19 protein-coding genes and 2 pseudogenes are annotated in these 19,393 nt (G+C 72.6%); 11 read left to right on the plus strand and 10 right to left on the minus strand.

Annotated elements, in window-relative coordinates:
• Positions 1-83: 83 nt before the first annotated feature.
• Positions 84-1,508, minus strand: coding sequence for an MFS transporter (locus P3T41_RS11190; RefSeq protein WP_280689522.1), 1,425 nt, complete (start codon positions 1,506-1,508; stop codon positions 84-86).
• A 268-nt stretch (positions 1,509-1,776) separates the two neighbouring features.
• On the opposite strand from P3T41_RS11190, the gene P3T41_RS11195 reads away from it, so the two are divergent.
• The 4 genes and pseudogenes from P3T41_RS11195 to P3T41_RS11210 form a co-directional block, all read left to right on the plus strand.
• Complete coding sequence (locus tag P3T41_RS11195; RefSeq protein ID WP_280689523.1) at positions 1,777-2,124, plus strand: YciI family protein; 348 nt, start codon at positions 1,777-1,779, stop codon at positions 2,122-2,124.
• An 8-nt stretch (positions 2,125-2,132) separates the two neighbouring features.
• The gene (locus P3T41_RS11200) at positions 2,133-3,392 is read left to right on the plus strand and encodes an RNA polymerase sigma factor (protein ID WP_280689524.1); all 1,260 of its coding nucleotides are present in this window, start codon (positions 2,133-2,135) and stop codon (positions 3,390-3,392) included.
• Positions 3,393-3,514: 122 nt separating this feature from the next.
• Complete coding sequence (locus P3T41_RS11205; RefSeq protein ID WP_280689525.1) at positions 3,515-3,727, plus strand: hypothetical protein; 213 nt, start codon at positions 3,515-3,517, stop codon at positions 3,725-3,727.
• Between the two features lie 52 nt (positions 3,728-3,779).
• Positions 3,780-3,938: pseudogene (locus tag P3T41_RS11210) on the plus strand (EstA family serine hydrolase); the annotation flags it as partial.
• Positions 3,939-3,957: 19 nt separating this feature from the next.
• Here the strand turns inward: P3T41_RS11210 and P3T41_RS11215 are convergent.
• Both P3T41_RS11215 and P3T41_RS11220 read right to left on the minus strand, forming a co-directional pair.
• Positions 3,958-4,983 (minus strand): SDR family NAD(P)-dependent oxidoreductase, encoded by a 1,026-nt coding sequence (locus P3T41_RS11215; RefSeq protein ID WP_280689526.1) that lies wholly within the window; start codon positions 4,981-4,983, stop codon positions 3,958-3,960.
• A 53-nt stretch (positions 4,984-5,036) separates the two neighbouring features.
• A complete protein-coding gene (locus P3T41_RS11220; RefSeq protein ID WP_280689527.1) occupies positions 5,037-6,197 on the minus strand; it encodes a UDP-N-acetylglucosamine--N-acetylmuramyl-(pentapeptide) pyrophosphoryl-undecaprenol N-acetylglucosamine transferase in 1,161 nt (386 codons plus the stop codon).
• A gap of 64 nt (positions 6,198-6,261) precedes the next feature.
• Here P3T41_RS11220 and P3T41_RS11225 point away from each other — a divergent pair, with 64 nt between their 5' ends.
• The 3 genes from P3T41_RS11225 to P3T41_RS11235 are packed head-to-tail and all read left to right on the plus strand — an operon-like array spanning position 6,262 to position 9,773.
• Positions 6,262-6,948: a response regulator transcription factor gene (locus tag P3T41_RS11225; protein WP_280689528.1), complete on the plus strand. Its 687-nt coding sequence runs from the start codon at positions 6,262-6,264 to the stop codon at positions 6,946-6,948.
• A complete protein-coding gene (locus tag P3T41_RS11230; RefSeq protein ID WP_280689529.1) occupies positions 6,945-8,327 on the plus strand; it encodes a HAMP domain-containing sensor histidine kinase in 1,383 nt (460 codons plus the stop codon). Before P3T41_RS11225 ends, P3T41_RS11230 begins: the two co-directional genes overlap by 4 nt.
• 57 nt (positions 8,328-8,384) lie before the next feature.
• Positions 8,385-9,773, plus strand: coding sequence for a C39 family peptidase (locus tag P3T41_RS11235; protein ID WP_280689530.1), 1,389 nt, complete (start codon positions 8,385-8,387; stop codon positions 9,771-9,773).
• A gap of 72 nt (positions 9,774-9,845) precedes the next feature.
• Here the strand turns inward: P3T41_RS11235 and P3T41_RS11240 are convergent, their stop codons facing one another.
• The 3 genes from P3T41_RS11240 to P3T41_RS11250 all read right to left on the minus strand — a co-directional run bounded on the left by P3T41_RS11240 (position 9,846) and on the right by P3T41_RS11250 (position 12,651).
• Positions 9,846-10,844 (minus strand): TerD family protein, encoded by a 999-nt coding sequence (locus P3T41_RS11240; RefSeq protein WP_280689531.1) that lies wholly within the window; start codon positions 10,842-10,844, stop codon positions 9,846-9,848.
• A gap of 137 nt (positions 10,845-10,981) precedes the next feature.
• Positions 10,982-12,193, minus strand: coding sequence for a metallophosphoesterase (locus tag P3T41_RS11245; RefSeq protein WP_280689532.1), 1,212 nt, complete (start codon positions 12,191-12,193; stop codon positions 10,982-10,984).
• Between the two features lie 305 nt (positions 12,194-12,498).
• Positions 12,499-12,651 carry a hypothetical protein gene (locus P3T41_RS11250; protein ID WP_280689533.1) on the minus strand — a complete coding sequence of 51 codons (153 nt, stop codon included), beginning with the start codon at positions 12,649-12,651 and terminating at the stop codon, positions 12,499-12,501.
• A 590-nt stretch (positions 12,652-13,241) separates the two neighbouring features.
• Between P3T41_RS11250 and P3T41_RS11255 the strand changes: the two genes are divergently transcribed.
• The 3 genes from P3T41_RS11255 (at position 13,242) to P3T41_RS11265 (ending at position 17,277) form a co-directional block, all read left to right on the plus strand.
• Entirely contained in the window at positions 13,242-14,489 is a 1,248-nt protein-coding gene (locus tag P3T41_RS11255; protein ID WP_280689534.1) for a globin domain-containing protein, read from the plus strand.
• Between the two features lie 572 nt (positions 14,490-15,061).
• Entirely contained in the window at positions 15,062-16,615 is a 1,554-nt protein-coding gene (locus tag P3T41_RS11260) for an AMP-binding protein (protein WP_280689535.1), read from the plus strand.
• Positions 16,616-16,902: 287 nt separating this feature from the next.
• The gene (locus P3T41_RS11265; RefSeq protein WP_280689536.1) at positions 16,903-17,277 is read left to right on the plus strand and encodes a hypothetical protein; all 375 of its coding nucleotides are present in this window, start codon (positions 16,903-16,905) and stop codon (positions 17,275-17,277) included.
• A 65-nt stretch (positions 17,278-17,342) separates the two neighbouring features.
• Here the strand turns inward: P3T41_RS11265 and P3T41_RS11270 are convergent, their stop codons facing one another.
• The 4 genes and pseudogenes from P3T41_RS11270 to P3T41_RS36925 form a co-directional block, all read right to left on the minus strand.
• Complete coding sequence (locus P3T41_RS11270) at positions 17,343-17,996, minus strand: hypothetical protein (protein ID WP_280689537.1); 654 nt, start codon at positions 17,994-17,996, stop codon at positions 17,343-17,345.
• 209 nt (positions 17,997-18,205) lie between these two features.
• Complete coding sequence (locus P3T41_RS11275) at positions 18,206-18,685, minus strand: heme-degrading domain-containing protein (protein ID WP_280689538.1); 480 nt, start codon at positions 18,683-18,685, stop codon at positions 18,206-18,208.
• Complete coding sequence (locus P3T41_RS36920; RefSeq protein WP_348533641.1) at positions 18,682-18,819, minus strand: hypothetical protein; 138 nt, start codon at positions 18,817-18,819, stop codon at positions 18,682-18,684. Before P3T41_RS36920 ends, P3T41_RS11275 begins: the two co-directional genes overlap by 4 nt.
• A 164-nt stretch (positions 18,820-18,983) precedes the next feature.
• Positions 18,984-19,235, minus strand: a pseudogene (locus P3T41_RS36925) (Gfo/Idh/MocA family oxidoreductase); the annotation flags it as partial.
• On the opposite strand from P3T41_RS36925, the gene P3T41_RS36930 reads away from it, so the two are divergent.
• The coding region (locus P3T41_RS36930) for a hypothetical protein (RefSeq protein WP_348533642.1) at positions 19,207-19,393 on the plus strand (187 nt) is incomplete at its 3' end. The pseudogene P3T41_RS36925 and the gene P3T41_RS36930 sit on opposite strands and share 29 nt — an antisense overlap.

Below are 19,393 nucleotides of genomic sequence, written 5' to 3' on the forward strand. Positions count from 1 at the left end.
CTGCGTCAGCGCGGGGGTGATCCGCCGCGGCGTGGTCGGGCGGATCGCGACCGGGCGGGGTCGCGATCCGCGAGCAGGGGTGGTCAGTCGTGGGCGTGCAGCAGGGCGGGTTCGGGCCGGGTGGGTTCGGGGTGGGGACGGCGGCGGAGGGAGGGGGCGAGGCCGACCAGGACGCCGATGGCGGAGAAGGCCGCACCGACCCAGAGGGCAGTGGTGAAGCCGGTGACGAAGACGGCGGCCGAGGTGTAGGCGCCGGGGCGGGAGAAGACGGAGGCCAGGACGGCCACGCCGAAGACACCGCCGAGTTCGCGCATCGCGCTGTTGGTGCCGGCGGCCATGCCGGCCTCATCGGGGGGCGCCGCCGACAGGACCTCATTGGCCACCGTCGGGAAGACCAGCGAGGTGCCGATTCCGGAGACGGCCAGCGCCACGCCCAACTCGGCGAAGCCGATGTGGGGTTGGGCGACGGCCGCGACCCAGGCCAGGCCGACGGCCTGGAGCAGCAGGCCGACCACCATGAACGGCCGGTTGCCCCACCGGTCGGCGAGCCGCCCGGCGATCGGGGAGACGATGACCGGCGCCGCCGTCCAGGCCAGCAGTCGCAGCCCGGCCTGCAGGGGGCTGAGGTGCTGGGCCGACTGGAAGAACTGCGACATCAGGAAGACCGCGCCGAACAGTCCGGCGTACAGGAAGAAGCTCACGCCGTTGGCCGAGCTGAAACGCGGCCGTCGGAACATCTCCAGCGAGAGCATCGGGGTCAGGGTGCGCCGCTCCCAGCGCAGGAAGAGTCCGACGAGCACCGCCCCCGCGAGCAGCGAGCCGATCACCTCGCCACTGGCCCAGCCTGCGCTGTTCGCCCGCACCAGCCCCCAGGTGAGCCCGAAGAATCCGGCGCCGGCCAGCAGCAGCCCCGGCACGTCCAGGCGAGGCCGCGGGCCGTGGCTCTCGTTCAGCTTCCAGGCGCAGAGCGGTATCAGCGCCAGGCCGATCGGGACGTTCAGCCAGAAGATCCAGTGCCAGTTGATCCCCTGGACCACGGCGCCGCCGACCACCGGGCCCGCGGCCACCGCCAGCCCGGCGATGCCGCCCCACATCCCGATGGCCATGCCGCGCTTCTCCTTGGGGAACGCCTCGCTGATCAGCGTCAGCGTCAGCGGCATCACCATCGCCGCGCCTGCCCCCTGTACGGCGCGGGCGGCGATCAGCGCGCCCACCGTCGGGGCGAGCGCCGCGCCCGCCGACGCGGCGGTGAAGACGGCCAGACCGACGCAGAACATCCGCCGTCGGCCGAACCGGTCGCCCAGCGCCGCGGCGGTCAGCAGCGAGCAGGCGAAGCAGAGGTTGTAGGCGTTGACCGTCCATTCGAGGTCGGAGAGGCTGCCGTGCAGCGAGACTCTGAGGACCGGTAGGGCGGTGGTCACGACCAGGGTGTCCAGTGCGGTCATGAACACGCCGAGTGAAGCGAGCACCAGGGTCCAGCCTCGTCGCGGAGAGATCTCGTTCGCCATGTCGATGACACCTCCTCGTGTCACCTGTTAGACGAACGACCTGGGGCCCGATGGACAGCGATGGCCGAGCAAGTGCGGCGGGCGGACGATGGGCTGAGATGACCGGCTCCAGGCGATCAGCGGCAGGTGATCGGGTGATCGGGTGATCGGGTGATCGTGTGATCCGGTGATCGCTCCCGGCGATCGGTCCATTCGGGCCCGTCCCGTTCGTCGTAGAGGTGTCCGACCGAAGCGGGCGGACAGGAACGAACGGAATGAGGAGGTTCAGATGCGCTATCTGCTCATGATCTGTACCGATGAGAGCACGACCGGTGCCCTCGGCCCCGAAGAGGGCAAGGCGATGCTGGCCGAATACGCGGCCTTCGGCGAGGAGATGGGCCGCCGGGGCGTGCTGCAGGGCGGCGAGCGGCTGCGACCGACCGCCGATGCCACGACCGTACGGGTCCGGCAGGACGAGGTCCTGGTGGCCGACGGTCCGTTCGCCGAGACCAAGGAGCAGGTCGGCGGCTACTACCTCGCCGACTGCAAGGACCTCGACGAAGCGATCGAGGTCGCGTCCAGGATCCCCGGGGCGCGGTACGGGACGATCGAGGTGAGACCGATCTGGGAGCGGTAACGGATTCGGTGGAGGGCGCCGTCGCGCGCGCCTTCCACGAGGAGTGGGGCAGGATCGTCGCGATCCTGATCCGGGTCACCGGTGATTGGGATCTCGCCGAGGAGTGCGCCCAGGACGCCTTCGCGAAAGCGCTGGAACGGTGGCGCCGCGACGGCGTCCCGGACAATCCGGGCGCGTGGCTCACCACCACGGCCCGCAACCGTGCCGTGGACCGGTTGCGCCGTGCCCGGATCGAGGCCACCAAGCTACGGGAGGTCGCGATGACGTCACTCGATGGGTTGCCGGGCACGGGCGGCGGCGGCCCGGCCGAGCCCGACGGCAGCGGCATCACGGACGACCGGCTGCGGCTGATCTTCACCTGCTGCCACCCGGCTCTGCCGCTGGAGGCCAGGGTCGCGCTGACCCTGCGAACACTGGCGGGGCTGACCACCGCCGAGATCGCCCGCGCGTTCCTGGTCGGTGACCAGACGATGGCCAAGCGACTGGTACGCGCCAAGGCCAAGATCCGCAACGCCCGTATTCCGTACCGGGTACCCCCCGGAGAGCTGCTGCCCGAGCGCACCTCGGCCGTGCTCGCGGTGCTGTATCTGCTGTTCAACGAGGGCTACAGCGCGACCGAGGGGACGGACCTGATCCGCAGCGGCCTGTGCGCGGAGGCGATCCGGCTCGCCCGGCTGCTGGTGCTGCTGATGCCGGACGAACCGGAGGCACGCGGGCTGCTGGCCCTGATGCTGCTGCACGACGCGCGCAGCGGCAGCAGGGTCAACGCGCTCGGGGAGCTGGTCCCGCTGGAGGAGCAGGACCGCACCCGGTGGAACGCCGAGGCGATCGCCGAGGGCCGGGCCCAGCTGGGCCAGGCGCTGCGGCGGGCGCGGCCCGGCTTCTACCAGATCCAGGCCGCCATCGCGGCCTGCCACGGCGACGCCGCCACGGCAGCGGACACCGACTGGGCGCAGATCGCGCTGCTGTACGGGCGGTTGAGCGAGCTGACGCCCTCGCCCGTGGTGCGCCTGAACCTGGCCGTGGCCCGGGCGATGGCCGAAGGTCCCGACGTCGGACTGGAGTTGGTGGACCAGCTGGAGAACTCCGGTGCGCTCGCGGGCTACCACCTGCTGCCCGCCACCCGCGCCGATCTGCTGCGCCGCCTGGGCCACGACGCCGAGGCGGCAGCGGCCTACCGCCAGGCACTGGCCCTCGCGGGCAGCGAGGCCGAGCGCCGCTACCTCGGCCGGCGGCTCGCCGAGCTGGCCCGGGACGCCGCTCCCTGACACAGCGATGGACCTCGAGGATCCGCCGCCGAGCTGCCGACCGCCTCCCGCCTGATCCATGACCAAGGTCCTTGCAAGCAAGAAGACTTGGCGTTCCAGTGACAGGAACCCGCAGACACGTCATGCTGGACGGAACGACGGTGCTGCAGGCTCTGGGGGGCGTTATGGGTGCCAGTTTTCCGGAACAGAAGGGTTCCGCCTCGCAGACCGGTTCCCAATGGCGGGACCGAGAGCCGGACCTGTCGTCCCGGCTCGGCGCTCGGGCGGTGATCATCGCAGCTGTCATCACCGCCGTGGGGGCGGTTGTCGCCGCTGTGATCAGTGTGAAGGGCTGACCGGGCGGCCCCCACCAGGCGAGGCTCGGTCGCTGACTACTGGCCGCGGTTCGCGGCCGGCGCACTCGCCTTCGGTGACCCGCGATCCGGCCTGGCCCACGGCTGCGCCCGGCGCCGCTTCGTCTTTCCGGGCGGTCCCGCGCCGCAGAACGAGCGGTTCTCCCACGCCGTCCAGCCGATCGCCGTGCTGTCCGGCGCGGCGATCGGCTGAGGACACCGGGAGCGGGCCGTCAGACCTGGTAGCGCTCCGGAGCGAGCAGGTGCAGGTGCTCGGCAACCCAGTCGGAGGTCCGGCGCAGCCCCTCCGCGAGGTCGACCCGGGGCTGCCAGCCGGCCAGTGCGCGGGCCTTGGTGTTGTCGGAGAGCAGGCGCTCGACCTCGCTGCCGCCCGGGCGCAGCCGGGTGGGGTCGATCACGACGTCGGCGTGCCGTCCGGAGGCGGTGATCAGGGCCTTGGCCAGGTCGCCGATCGAAACCTCGGTTCCGGTGCCCAGGTTGACCACCTCGCCGAGCGTGCGGTCGGCGCGGGCGATGGCGAGGAAGCCTTCGGCGGTGTCGGTGACGTAGGTGAAGTCCCGGGTGGGGGTGATCGAGCCGAGGCGGATCTCGCCGGCGCCGGAGTGCAGTTGAGCCAGCACGGTGGGGATCACCGCGCGGGCGGACTGGCGGGGGCCGTAGGTGTTGAACGGGCGGACCACGGAGACCGGCAGCTCGAAGGCGTGCCAGTAGGACAGCGCCGCCATGTCGGCGCCGATCTTCGAGGCGGAGTAGGGCGACTGGGGCTGCAGCGGGTGCCGCTCGCTGATCGGGGCGGTGATCGCGGTGCCGTAGACCTCGCTGGTGGACGTGTGGATCAGCCGGGCGCCGTGGCGCAGGCAGGCGGCCGCGATGTTCTGGGTGCCGGCCACGTTGGTCTGTACGTAGGCCTCGGGAGCCTGGTAGCTGTAGGGGATGCCGATCAGCGCGGCGAGGTGGAAGACGGTGTCGCAGCCCGCCACGGCGTCCAGGACCCGCCCGGCGTCGCGGACGTCACCGGCCAGCATCTCCACCTGACCGCTCGTCAGATGGTGGGCGAGGTAGCCGCGTTCGGCGTACGGCTTGTAGTGCACCAGGGCCCGTACCCGGGCGCCGCGTTCGACCAGCAGGTCGACCAGGGTGCTGCCGATGAAGCCCTCCGCACCGGTGACCAGGACCGTGCGGCCGGCCCAGTCCTGCGGCGTGCGCACTTCCTGCGGGGTGGTCGAGTAGTCGTTCATGTGATCCTCCGTGGGTTCGTCGGGCACGGCCGGGTCGGCCGCGCCGGTGGGGGTCAGCGGACCGGCTGGGGGAGCGGGAGCGGGAGGCGGCCGATCGTGCGCAGCACCTTGGCGGCGAGCAGGTCGGCGGCCCGGGCGTGGGTGCCCGGGTCGGCGGCGCGGCTCATCGCCCGCAGCCGGGCCGGGTCGGCGAGCAGGGGTTCGACGAGCTGGGCCAGCCGTTCGCCGGTGCACTCGCCGTCCGGCAGCAGCAGGCCGGCGCCCGCGTCGCAGAGCACCCGGGCGTTGTGCGTCTGGTGATCGTGCGGCGCGTGCGGGTAGGGCACCAGGACGGCGGGCACGCCGGTGCTCGACAGTTCCGCCACGGTGGCCGAGCCGGCCCGGCAGACCATCAGGTCGGCCGCCGCGTAGGCGAGGTCCATCCGGTCCAGGTAGGCCACGGCGGTGGCCACCGGACTGCCCTCCAGCCGGGCCCGGACCTCGCCGAGGGCGGCCGGGCCGGTCTTGATCAGCAGGCGCAGGTCGTTCCGGTACCACCAGCGCCGGGCCAGCTCGACGGCGGCCTCGGTCAGGCGGGCGGCGCCCAGGCTGCCGCCGTTGAACACCACCAGGTGCCCGCCCGGCGGCACGCCGAAGTACCGCCGGGCCTCGGCGCGCAGCGCCGGCCGGTCCAGCGTGGCCACCGCGCCGACCAGGGGCATGCCGACGGTCTCGGCCGTCAGACCGGCGGGCAGGTGCGCGCGGGTGCGGTCGAAGGCGAGCGCGACGTGCGGGGTGAGCCGGGCCGCGAAGCGGTTGGCCCGCCCGGGCACGGCGTTCGACTCGTGCACCACGCTGGGCAGCTTGGCGAGCCGGGCGCCCACGATCACCGGCGCGCTGGGGTAGCCGCCCATCCCGACCGCCACCTGCGCGCCCTCGGCCCGCAGGATCTCCTGGCACTGGCGCCCCGAGCGCAGCAGCGCGGCGGGCAGCAGGTACCGGCGCAGGCCGAGGGAGGCGTCGAAGGGGATCATGTCCACCGTGTGCAGCCGGTAGCCGGCCTCCGGAATCAGCTTGCCCTCCAGGCCGCGATCAGTGCCCACGAACGAGATCGCCGCTCTCGGGTCCGCTCGGCGCAGCGCCTCGGCCAGCGCCAGGCCCGGGTAGATGTGACCGCCGGTCCCGCCGGCGCCGATCACCACTGACAGGGGCTGGTCCCCGTGTTCCGTTCTCATGGCACCGCAGCCTGCGCGGCCGCATTAAGAGAGTTATCAGAGCCTGGTTTGCGAGGCTTGTCCCATGAGCAACGGACTGAGGGTCCTGGTCGTCGAGGACGACCCGGAGGTGCGCGCCGCCGTCGAGGACGGCCTGGCGGTCGAAGGCTACGCCGTGCGCGGCGCCGCCGACGGGCTGGCGGCGCTGAGCGAACTGGCCGACTGGCAGCCGGACGCGATGGTGCTGGACCTGCTGATGCCAGTGCTCGACGGACTGGCGGTCTGCCGGCGGCTGCGGGCGCTGGGCGACCGCACCCCGATCCTGGTGCTGACCGCCCGGGACTCGGTGAGCGACCGGGTGGACGGGCTGGACGCGGGCGCCGACGACTACCTGGTCAAACCGTTCGCGCTGGACGAGCTGACCGCCCGGCTGCGGGCCCTGCTGCGCCGCACCGCCCCCGCCCCGGACGACCCCGGCGCCGCCTTCGCCGACCTGACGGTGGACCCGGTCACCCGCACCGGCAGCCGCGGCGGGCGGCCACTGGAGTTCTCCCGCACCGAGTTCGCCCTCCTGGAGGTGCTGCTGCGCCACCCGGGACAGGTGCTGCCACGCGAGCTGATCATGGAGCTGGTCTGGGGCGCCGACTTCGGCCCGGACTCCAACTCGCTCGCGGTGTACATCAGTTACCTGCGCCGCAAGCTGGAGGCCGACGGCGAACCACGGCTGGTGCACACCGTGCACGGGGTGGGCTACCGGCTGGCGGAGCGGTGAGGGCGCACGCCCGCTGGCGTCGCCACCGCCCGCTGCGCACCCGGCTGGCGCTGGCCTGCACGGCCGCGGTCGCGTTCGTCGCGCTCGGGGTCTGCGCGGCGGCCTTCACCATCGTCCGGTACGAACTGCTGCACCAGCTCGACCTGAGCCTGACCCAGCAGGCCACTCTGATCCAGCAGCAGTACCGCAACCAGCCGCCGCAGGCGGTCTCCGGCGAGTGCGGCTACCTGGCCGCCCCGGCCTGCACCCAGATCGTGCCCGCCGACCCCGCCAAGGACCCGACAGCCCGCTACGTGCTCCCGGTCACCGAGGCCACCCGCCAGGTGGCCGCCGGGCAACGCGCCGGGTACCACTCCGACATCACCGTCAGCGGCCACCCTGCCCGGATGCTGACCACCGCGATGGGCACCGCACCGGCCGGCGCACACCAGGCCGTGCAGGTCGCGCTGCGCTCCGACGCCGCCGACCGGGGCGTGCGACAGGCCGGCGAGCTGATGGCGGCCGTCGCGGCAGCCGGCGTCCTGCTGGCGGCCGCGCTCGGCTACGCGGTCGCCCGCACCGGCCTGGCGCCGGTCACCCGGCTGACCACGACCGCCGAGCGGATCGCCGCCACCCGGGACGCCGGCCTGCGGATCGAGCTGCCACCGGGGCGCCGCGCGGACGAACTGACCCGGCTGGCCGGCAGCTTCAACACCATGCTGGGCGAGCTGGAGCAGTCGGTCACCGCCCAGCGACGGCTGGTCGCCGACGCCTCGCACGAACTGCGCACCCCGCTCACCGCGCTGCGCACCAACGCCGAACTGCTGGCTCGCGCGGACCGGCTGACGGAGGCCCAACGGGACCGGGCGGCAGCGGCGTTGCAGCGGCAGCTGCGCGAGGTGACCGGTCTGGTGAACGACCTGATCGAGCTGGCCCGAGACGAGGAGCCGCGCCCCCTGCTCGAACAGGTGCGGATCGGCCCGCTGGTCGCGCACTGCGTGGCGGCCGCCCAGGACCACTGGCCCGCGGTCGCCTTCGTCCTGCTGGACGAGACGGACGGGCGCACCGTCGCGGGCGTCCCCGCCCGGCTCGCCCGGCTGGTCTCCAACCTGCTGGACAACGCCGCGAAGTTCAGCCCGCCGGGCGGCGCGGTCGAAGTCTCGCTGACGGCCGGCGGCCAGCTCACCGTGCGCGACCACGGCCCCGGCATCAGGCCCGAGGACCTGCCCCACGTCTTCGACCGCTTCTACCGCGCCTCGGCGGCACGGGCACTGCCCGGCTCGGGGCTCGGTCTGGCGATGGCCCGGCAGATCGCCCGCGCCCACGGCGCCGTCCTCACCGCCGAGCCCGCCACGGGCGGCGGGGCGCTCTTCCGGCTCACCCTGCCCGGACCCGACTGAGCGAGAACCCGGCGCGGACGCGGACGTGACCGCGGCACAGACCGTGACTCGGCCGGGGTGATCGGCGTTGAAGAGCACGTGCCCGACCCCACCACGCGAAGGTCCCTGCTCGCGGCCACAGCTGCCGCCGCCGCCACCGCTGTCGCCCCGCGGACCCGGCCCGCCCCGGCGGGCCGACCGGTCCCGGCGGCGATGGACGATACCCAGGCCGGTGGGATCGACTACCAGTCCTGGACCACCGCCGCCGACTGGGCCGACGGTGCCGCGCCGGGGACCACGGCGGCGGACGGCGAGGTCCCGGGCCTGCGCATCGAGGCGGCGGTCGGCACGGTCGACTACCTCGACCCGCACACCGGCACCACCGCCGGCTGGGAGTGGGCGAGCTGGACCTCGCCCGAACGCCCGCTCGCCCACCCGGCGACGCAGGCCGTGGCCTCCTGGAACGCCCGGACCCCCGAGGGGACCTGGCTCGCCGTCGAGCTGAGCGGCAGCTACACGGACGGAGCCCGTACACCCTGGTACGTGATGGGCCGTTGGGCGGCCGGCGACCAGGACATCCGCCGCACCAGCGTGGCGGGCCAGCAGGACGGCCGGAGCAGCATCCGCACCGACACCTTCGCCATCGACACGCCGGCCGGCGGTCTGCGCCTGGCCACCTGCCAACTGCGGCTCACCCTCTACCGCAAGCCGGGCACCCTGCTCACCCCCGTGGTCCAGCGCCTGGGTGTGCTGACCTCGGACCTGCCCGCCTCCGCGCAGACGCCGGCCACGGCGCCCGGCCCGGCCGCCGGGCACGAACTGCCCGTGCCGCGCTACTCGCAGGAGGTCCACCAGGGCCAGTACCCGCAGTACGACAGCGGCGGCGAGGCCTGGTGCAGCCCCACCTCCTCGCAGATGGTCCTCGCCTACTGGGGCCGCACGCCCGCGCCCGCCGACCTGGCCTGGGTCGACCCCGCCTACACCGACCCGCAGGTCTGCCAGGCCGCCCGCGGCACCTTCGACTACCAGTACCAGGGCTGCGGGAACTGGCCGTTCAACGCCGCCTACGCCGCGACCTACCCGGGCCTGCAAGCCGTCGTCACGCGGCTGCGCTCGCTGACCGAGGCCGAGCACCTCATCCTGGCCGGCATCCCGCTCATCACGTCCCTCTGCTTCCTGCCGAGCGAGCTCGACGGCGCCGGCTACGGCACCGCCGGACACCTCATGGCGGTCATCGGCTTCACCGCCGACGGAGACGTCATCGCCAACGATCCCGCCTCACCCTCCAACGAGGCGGTCCGACGCGTCTACCAGCGCCACCAGTTCGAGAACGCCTGGTTGCGCACCACGTGGACCAACGCCAAAGGCGAGGCGGCTGACGGCAGCGGCGGAATCTGCTACCTCTACTTCCCGGCCGAGCCGACCGCGGCCCAGACCCAGGCACTGGCGGCCTGCGGAGTGCGCTGAGCCCTTCCGCGGACGCGCCGCGGAAGGGCTCAGCGCTCGGTGCCGTCGTAGACCCGCAGCAGCAGTGATCTGCTAGAAGAAGTCGTCGTCCTCGTCCTCGTAGTAGTTGTTGACCACCACGCGCGGCTCGTCGTCGCTCAGCGCCTCGTCCAGCAGGATGCCGCCCAGGATGCCGGCGGCGCCGGCGCCGATCAGCGCCCCGGCGCCGAACCGGCGGCCGTGGTCCGGCCCGGCAGGCTGCGGGTGGCCGCCGGCGGATGGGTAGCCGGCCTGGACAGGCTGCGGGTAGCCGGCCTGGGCGGAAACGTGCTGGGGCGGAGCGTAGAAGGGCGGCGGGGTGGTCAGCACCCGCTGCGCGCAGGCGGCGCAGGCATGGACCTCGCGCGCGGCACCCCACTGCGGCGACCAGAGCACGGTGCTGCTGCTCGCGCCGTGCGCGGGGTCGAAGAAGCACGTCAGGGACGGGCGGACCGGGGCGGGGGAAGGCGGCGGGGTGCTCGGTTCGGCGGCCGGCTGCAGGACCCGCACGCCGAAGTCGGCCGCGATCCCGGCCAGCCCCGAGGCGTAACCCTGGCCCACCGCACGGAACTTCCAGCCGCCGCCGTGGCGGTAGAGCTCGCCGAAGACCATCGCGCTCTCGCCCGCGGCCGCCCGCGGCAGGTCGTAGCGGGCCAACTCGGCTTCGCCGGTGGGGTCGAGCAGTCGGATGTGGGCGCTGTGGACCTGGCCGAAGGTCTGCCCGCGCTGCGCCGCGTCGTAGACGGCGACCGCGAAAGCGATCTTCCGCACCTCGCCGGGAACGGCGGCCAGGTCGACCTCGATCTGCTCCCGGTCCGCCGACCCGGCCGCGGCGGGCCCGCGGTGGCGCACCGAACCGTCCGGACTGCGCACGTTGTTGAAGAAGACGAAGTTCTGATCGGAGGAGCGTCCCGCGTGGTCGCACAGCAGGGCGCTGGCATCGAGCTCGCAGCCCCCTGCAGCGCTCCACCCCAGCCCCACGAGTACGGTGCCGGCAGCCGGGGCCAACTCGCCCAGTGACACGTTGCCGCCCTGCGTCAGGACCACGCCCATGAATCCGCCTCCAGCGTTCGCGCGCACACGTACCGGTCCGCGTCAGCGACAACGCCCCGCCCACCGCAACGGTTCCCGGCCCGGGCGAGCCCGCGCGCAGGCAGACACCCGCGCCGTCGGCCGTCGCCGGACCGGCGCTACGCCGACCGCAGGGTGAGCAGCGTGATCTCGCTGGGAGCGAAGATCCGGAAGGGAGGGCCCCAGAAGCCGGCGCCCCGGCTGGTGTAGAGCTGGGTGCGCGATCCGTGCCGGCTGAGGCCGTGCACCACCGGCTGGTCGAGCCGGACGAGGTAGTTGAACGGCCAGATCTGCCCGCCGTGGGTGTGGCCGGAGATCTGCAGGTCGATGCCGGCGCTCGCGGCCTGGCCGACGTACTTGGGCTGGTGGGCGACGAGCAGGACCGGCAGGTCCGGGTCCGCCCCCGCCAGCGCGCCGAGCAGGTCCGCCCGGTGTCCGGTCAGCCCGGAGGAGGCCGCGACCATGTCGTCCACACCCGCGAGCACCAGACTGTCCCCGCCCCGTTCGACCACCACGTGGCGGTTGTGCAGGGGCTCCCACCCCAGCTCCGCCATGAGGTCGAGCCAGCCCTGGGCTTCGCTGGAGTACTCGTGGTTCCCGGTGACGTACACCTTCGCCAGTCGTGACCGCATCGTCCCGAGCGGCGCGGCCTGCTCTCGGCGCTGGTCCGGGGTGCCGTCGGCGATATCGCCCGCGTGGCAGACGACGTCGGCGTCCAGCTCGTTGACCGCCTCGGCGACCCGCGCCGACCAGCCGGCCCGGTCGATCGGTCCGTAGTGGGTGTCGGCCAGCACGACGACCCGCGTCCCGTCCAGGCCGCGGCCGAGCCGCGGGACGATGACGTCCAGGCGCTTCACCCGGGGCAGGCGCATGGCCTCGCGGTGCCCCCAGGCCAGCAGCCCGGTCGCGACCACCGCGACGGCGATGGCCACGATCCTGGACCGATCCGGGTCGCCGACGCCGAGCGCGATCAGGACGAGCCGCAGCAGGTTGCCCAGCGCCGACCAGGCGAACAGCACCCAGACCACCCCGAGAGTGGTGTCGGCGATGCGTGCCGCCCGGTCCGAGCGCCTGCGCCCGTGGCCCATGACCATCAGCACCGGCAAGGCGGGCACCGCGGCGGCGAAGAGGACCGTGCCGACCAGGACCACCGGGAGGGGCCAGTCGGTGCGGGAGGAGAACAGCGTCCACCAGGGCAGCAAGAACAGTGAGACGACTACGGAGACGAGTACGGCGAGCCGGCGCAGGGTCCGACCGGCGCCTGCGCCCCTCGTCGCCGGCGACGACCCGGCATCGACCGACACGTCGGCCTCGGACGAGGGGTCGACCATGACGGTATCCGGTCCTCCGCCGCGGGCCGGCGGTGTGCCCGGCTCCGACCAGTGGGATTCGTGGTCTGTCACTGCACTGCCCCTTACATCCGCGGTCCGGCCGATTCCCATCATCCGCCATGCGGGCCCGCCACCTGAAAGGGGTCCCACCGCTTCGACCGGGCAGGACGGGATCACGACAGACCGGCCGCCGCTTGCCCGCTACCGACCCACGCTCCGGGGCCGGTTCGCGGTGCGCCCCCGGCCCGTGAAGCGGGACGGGCCGTCACCAGTGCTTCGGTGACGGCCCGTTGAGGTTGGGGTGTTCATGCGGTCAGGCTGGTCAGGGCCCGGCGGGCGCGCCGAGTGGTGCGCTCCGCGCGGTTCTTGAGTCGGACCGCGCGCAGGACGCGGTACTCCGCGGCCTCCCGCAGACGCTCGTCGATCGTGGCCTGTGCGGTGTCGAGTCGGTAGGTCATGGTGTTCTCCCCCTGGCGGTGGGCGGTTGGTCGGCATCACCGTGATGCCTGTCCCGGAGCCCGCCCTCTGGCTTCAGATTCTACACCAGAATCGTCGTAGCACCTTTCATTTTTCCTTCTGTTCAGAATCTCGCCTGCTGATCGAAGGCTCAGTGTCGATCGACCCCCAGCTTCGCGAGTGCGGGGCCGGCTACTCCTCGGTAAGGCCGACGCCCGGCGGCGAGTCGAGGGGGCCGGGACTCGCGCTCCTGGCCGCGACCGAACCGTGATCTCCTTCACGTGCTCCACCCAATTCCTCCAACATTGGGGATCGCATCCCGAGAATGGTCAGCCATCGGCGGCTCCGGCGACACCGGCTCGTACGGCGGCTGCCAGGGCTGGAGAGCAAGGAGGCCGCGCGTCAGTGCGGGTCGGCGCTGAGCTGACGGACTGCTACCAGTCGACTCCGGTTCTGGCAAGAAGCCCATGCTCACACAGCTTTCACAGGATGCCGCTTGGCGCGGACCGTGGCACTGGGCAGAATCTGTCGGGTCCACGCCCGGGCAACCACAGTTCACAGGGGGTGACGAACTGGACTGGAGAGCCGCACTGTGAAGTTCCGCGCCAACCGCTCCACCGGAGGCGCCACCGCCCAGACGGCTCCACAGGAGGACTGGCCAACGACGCCGTCCGTCCAGTTGCCGGAGCCGGGGCAGTTGCTGACGGCGCGCGAGATCGCCCTGGTCAAGGCGAGCGCGGCGGCGGTCGAGCCGTACGCGGCCGACCTGCCCAGGTTCTTCTACGCGACCCTCTTCGACCGCTACCCGCAGGTCCGCGAGCTGTTCCCGGTCCAGATGGACGTCCAGCACGACCGGCTGCTGCGCGCACTGCTGTTGATCGTCGAACTCGTCGACGATCCCGCGAACCTGGTGACCTTCTGCACCCAGCTGGGCCGCGACCACCGCAAGTTCGGCACCGTGAGCGCCCACTACGCGGCGGTCGGCGAGTGCTTGCTCGCCACCCTGGAGCACTACGCGGGTCCGGCCTGGACCGGCGAGGTCGCCGCCGCCTGGACGCGGGCGTACAACACCGCCGCCCAGGCCATGGACCAGGCCGCCCTCGACGACGCGCAGCACCGCCCCGCCGTCTGGCAGGCGCGCGTCGTCGACCACCGCCGCCGTTCCGGCGACCTCGCGGAGATCACGGTGCAGACCGACCAGCCGTACCCGTTCGCCGGCGGGCAGTTCGTCAGCATGGAGACGCCCTGGTGGCCCAAGACCTGGCGTTACTACTCCCCGGCCAACGCCCCGCGCCCGGACGGGAGCATCACCTTCCAGGTCCGGGCCGTCACCGGCGGCCGAGTCAGCAACGCCCTGGTGCGCCGAGCCGTTGTCGGTGACGTCCTACGGCTCGGTGCCCCGCTGGGCGACATGGCGATGGATCGCCGCTCGCGCCGGGGCGTGGTGTGCGTGGCCGGCGGCACCGGGCTCGCGCCGATCCGGGCGTTGATCGAACAGGCTGTCCTGGACGGCTTGCAACGACCCGTCGACCTGTTCGTCGGCGCCCGCGCCCTCGAGGAGCTCTACTCCCTCGACGACCTGTACCAGCTGGCGCAGCGCCACCCCTGGCTCACCATCAGGGCCGTGGTCGCCGACGAGCAGTCGCCCGGGAGCGGAGACGGCGACCAGTTGTTGAGGGCCATGGCCCGCTCAGGGCCCTGGCCGGAGCGCGACGCCTATCTCGCCGGACCCGCCCCGATGGTCCTGGCCGCCGGTCGAACCCTGCGCCGCGGCGGGGTCCCGCTGGAGCGCATCCACCATGACCCGTTCGTCTCACTCGACAAGGTCGACCCCTCGTAACCCAGCCCGCCTTCACTCCTGCCCCCGCAGCCGCCCCGGCGTCCCCGGCCCCCTCCTGGGCACACCGGCCGGCACCGGTGGCGCGCCAGGGGTGACGGCACGCGCTGCGCCGGGAGGGCTGAGCCGGACGCGGCCGATCAGGGCCCGGCGGTGCCGGTGCGCCCTGATGGGCCGTCAACTCGCCGGAGGCAGCGGCTTCGGGCGAACCAGCAGGGCGATGCCCAGCGCCATGCCGGATTGTGGACGCCCTGCACTGTCCCGGTCGGGATCGCATCGCGCCGGATGCCCATGAGAAAGCTCCGCAGGGCCCGATCCTGACACGCCTTGGCCGAGAGAGCTTGGCGTGCTCGTTGCCGCCTACCGGGGGTCATCGCCCGGTCACCGGCCCACTTGATCTCGCGTGAGGATACGGTTACGGTACGTATGGTTGCCTTGGGCAACCAGCTGTGGGGTGGGGTGTATCGAGACTCCGCCTGTCGTGACGGTCGGTCACCGCTGCCCGTCACTCACGAACTTGACGATGGTCGGTGGGCGCGGGGAGCGCGCGCCGGCTGTAGAAGGGATCAGCCGTAATGTCTGGCGAAATCCAGGAGTTCCGCACCTACGTGGAGGACACCCTCGACGCCCTCGGGCAGTGGCCCGAGCGCGAGGCGCTGGTCCACGAGGGGCGGCGGATCAGTGCGGGGGAGTTGCGCGGGCTTGTCTACCGGATGGCCCGGGTGTTGCTCGACCAGGGTCTGGGCCGCGGTAGGACCGTCACCCTGCTGAGCGGAAACCTGCCCGAGGCGATAGCCGTGCGGTATGCGGCCAATCTGATCGGCTGCACCGTCAATCACCTTTACAACAAGCTGTCGGTGGAGGTGCAGGCGGCGATCGTCCGCGACGTCGAGACCGCGGTACTGATCGTGGACCCGCGTCTGGCGCAGCGGGCCATGGACCTGGTCGCGCTCGTCCCGGTCCGCACCGTCCTGGTGCTGGGGGAGGCGAAGGTCGGCGCGGACCTGGTGGAGCTGGCCGCCGAGCAGTCGGCCGAGCCGATGGCGGCTCTGGCCCGTCCCGAGGACATCGTCAGCATCCGCCACACCGGCGGCACCACCGGTCACCCCAAGGGCATCTGCAGCACCTTCGGGCAGGCGGCCGCCTTCCGTGGCGGCCTGGAGGAGGCGGAGGGCGCGAGGGAGCCGGAGCGGCAACTGGTGTGCACCACGCTGGCGCACGCGGCCGGTCACCTGGCCGACCACACCCTGGCCGAGGGCGGCGCGGTCGTCCTGCTGGAGGACTTCGACGCCGCCGAGGTGCTTGCCGCCATCGAGCACGAGCGCATCACCCGGCTGTTCGTCCTGCCGCCGCTGCTCTACCAGTTGCTCGACCACCCGGACGCGGCGCGCACCGACACCACCGCCCTGCGCGCCCTGATCTACGGCGGCTGCCAGGCTTCACCGGCCCGGCTGGCCGACGCCCTGCGGCGTCTGGGTCCGGTGCTCTTCCAGTTCTACGGTCAGAACGAGGCCGGCGGTATCAGCACGCTGGCCACCGCCGACCACGACCCCGAGCGCCCCGACCGCTTGCGCTCGGCGGGCAAGGTGCTGCCAGGGGTCGAGGTGGAGGTCCGTGACCCGGACGGCCACGCGCTGCCCGTGGGCGAGCTCGGCGAGATCTGCGTGCGCTCGGGTGGCGTGATGCAGGGCTACTGGAAGCAGCCCGAGCTGACCGCGGAGGTCCTGCGCGGCGGCTGGCTGCACACCGGCGACCTGGGCCGCTTCGACGAGGACGGCTACCTCACCGTCGTCGACCGGCTGAAGGACATGATCATCGTGATGGGTGGTCACGTCTACACCACCGAGCTGGAGGACGTGCTCAACACCCACCCCCAGGTGCTGCAGAGTGCCGTGTTCGGGGTCCCCGACGCCGACCGGATGGAGCAGGTCCACGCCGTGGTGTTGGCCGCGCCCGGCAGCACGGTGGACGAGCGGGAGCTGCGCGAGATGGTGCGTCAGGAGCGGGGTGCGATGTACGAGCCGGCCCGGATCACCTTCACCGACGCGCTACCGCTCACGGACGCCGGCAAGCCGGACAAGAAGCTGCTGCGCAGCCAGGCCGAGGATGCGGCCGACCGGCTGATCTGAGCCGTGCGGCGCGGGGGCGAGGAACGGTCTACCGGAGGGACGGAGCGCCCCGTGGCGTCTGCACGCGCGGTGCAGGCGCCACGGGGCGTGCTCGGTTTGAGTCGCCGAGTTCAAGGCCCACATCGCCGAGGACGGCGAACGCCGTGCGGCGGTGTCCGGGAATGTCCGAAAACCGACTCAGCTCTTGCCGCCGTGATCCGCTGAAAACATCGCTTCGTCCGGCCGTACCCCGGTGGAGCTGTCCGCCGATGCGTGTGCCGGGTTCCGTTCACCGGGGGAACCACACCATGCTGTCTCGCCGTACTTCGCTGCGGAGCGCCACCGCCGTCCTTGGCGCGGGCACCGCGCTCGCCCTGACCATGTCCTCGCCGGCGTCCGCCACCGAAGGCGACTTCCCGATGCCCACCACCCTGAACTGCGTCGCCGCGCAGAAGATCGAGCCGCGGCTCTACACCGATGGCCTGTACCACGACTTCCAGGCCATCGACCCGACCAGGACCAACGGCCACTGCGAGTTCGTGGTCTGGGACAGCGGCCAGGTTCGGTACGCCTCCCCCAGCGGTGCGCAGTCCCCGTGGACCTACGACGGCCCGGGCCACTCCGTTCGGACCGAGATCATCGACTACACCGGAGACGCGCCCTCCTGGGGCATCGACAACTGATCGCAGACCGGCTCGGGGAGGCGTGTGTCTCGCCGGGCCGGCTTGTGGTGCTGGTCGGCTGGTCGTCAGTCGGTGGGTTGTCGGGGTCGTCCGGGGACCCACAGCGGCACCGGGCCGTCGAGCGGCATGTGTCGGGCGGCGTGTTCCTCGAGCTGTTCGCCGGCCTGGTCCGGATCGTGGTCGCTGAGTTCCGTCAGGGCGGTGGCGGCCAGCTGGGCGCAGGCCAGGATCAGCGCGAGGGTGTCCTGGCGACGGTGTCGTTCGCGGATGTACGCCTGGCTCCTGTCGTCGATGCGCTGGCCGTGGCTGTGCCCGCTTTCCGCGGTGAGGGCCTGGACGCCGTGCCAGAGCAGGGTGAGGGCGGTGGGTTCGGCCGGGTGCGCCACTTCCGCCCGGCCGGCCTGTTCGCGAGCCTCGGCCGAGCGCAGGCCCAGCCATTCCAGTACGGCCGGACCATCCCCGTCGTGGACCTGTAGGAGCAGTTGCGCGGCCCGGTGGACGAGTGCCCGCAGGATCGATGCGGCCGGAATCTGCAGGCCCGGAGCGGGTGGGTCGCCGAAGGTCAGCCACGCCTGCGCGAACGAGCCGGCGCGGATCCGCCACGCCGTGGCCTTCGCCGCCCCGTCCAGCCACTGCTGCGCGCCCAGCCGGACCAGGCCCGCGGCGGCGAGCTGCACGGCGTCCTCGTCCAGTGCGAGCAGCCGTCCACTCCTGAGCACATCGCACCCCCACTAGCGAGCCATGACCGTCAGCGCATATCTCACCACATCTGGACGTGGGCGAACCAGATGGGCCGGTGAGGTTGGTCTCCCGCCGGCGATCGTGCGGCTGTCGGCTTGCTGCAACCCTGCCAGGTCGGGCCCGGCCATCGCGTGGACCGGGGGTGCCGCTCCCGTGATCGTCTGTGCCCAGCTCCGTGCCACCGTGCTCAGCCGCGTGCCAGGTACTCCTCCAGCGCGGCCGTGACCAACTCGTGGGCCTCGTCCTGCGCCAGGCCGGAGACGGTGACAGTGCCGATGGCGCCTGTCCCTTCGAGGATGATCGGGAAGGCGCCACCATGGGCGGCGTAGGTGTCCGGGCGGAGGTGCGACCTCTGCTCGAAGGTGTTGCCCTGCGCGAGGTGCCGCAGCCGCACCAGGTACGAGGCGTGTCCGGAGCGGCCTGTGGTGCATGCTTTGCGCTGGATCCAGGCGTCGTTGTCGGCGCTGGTTCCGGGCAGCGCGTAGTGGAAGAGTTGCTGAGTGTTGCGGCGGATGTCGATGGCAACGACGGCGCCCCGCGCCCGGGCCAGTTCGACCAGGAGGGTGCCCAGCCGCCAGGCGTCCTCGTTGTCGAAGCGGGCCAGCACGAGGCGGCGTTCCTGCTCCTCGATGCGGGCGACCAGCTCGCCTGCCTGGTCGGGTGTCATCGGGCGACCTGCGGCAACTCGACGGTGCGGCCCTGGGTGGCCGTGTCCCGGGCGGCCTCCAGCACGATGAGTGTGGCCACGGCGTCATACGGGTCGACCGGCGCGAGCCTGCCCTCGCGCAGCGCGGCGGCCACGCCGGCGTAGAAGGCGGGGTAGTCACCGGCAGGGGCGGGTGCGGTTCGGCGTCGTCCACGGTGCCGAGCAGGCCCCACTGCGCGCGGGCGGGGGCGCCCCAGTCGGGGCCGGGGCGCTGTCCCTGGCGTAGCGCAGCCTCCTGCGGGTCCAGGCCGTACACCGTGTAGGCGCTGCGGTCGCCGAGGGCCCGCAGGCGTGGGCCGACCTGTCCGGCGAGGGCGCTCCATAGGTGGGAGCGGACGCCGCTGGTGTGGGTGAGGGCGAGGAAGACATCGTCGTCCACCTGCGCGCCCGGGCGGCGGGCGGCGATCTCCGCGTAGACCGAGCGGGTGGGGCCGAAGAGGTGGAGCGCCTGGTCGACCAGGTGGCTGCCCAGGTCGTAGAGGATGCCGCCGGCCGCGCGGGGTCGGCGGATTCTTGCAGCCGGGTTTGAGCTGGGGTCGCCAGCGTTCGAAGCGGGACTCGAAGCGGTGCACCCGGCCGAGCGGGAGTCGGAACGGCTCCACGACGGGCCGGTGGTCCGGCTCGGTGCCTTGTACTGCATCGGTAGCGTCATCGTGACCACGGCCAACA

The sequence above is a fragment of the Kitasatospora sp. GAS204B genome, assembly GCF_029892155.1.
In the GTDB taxonomy this organism is placed as follows: Bacteria; Actinomycetota; Actinomycetes; order Streptomycetales; family Streptomycetaceae; genus Kitasatospora.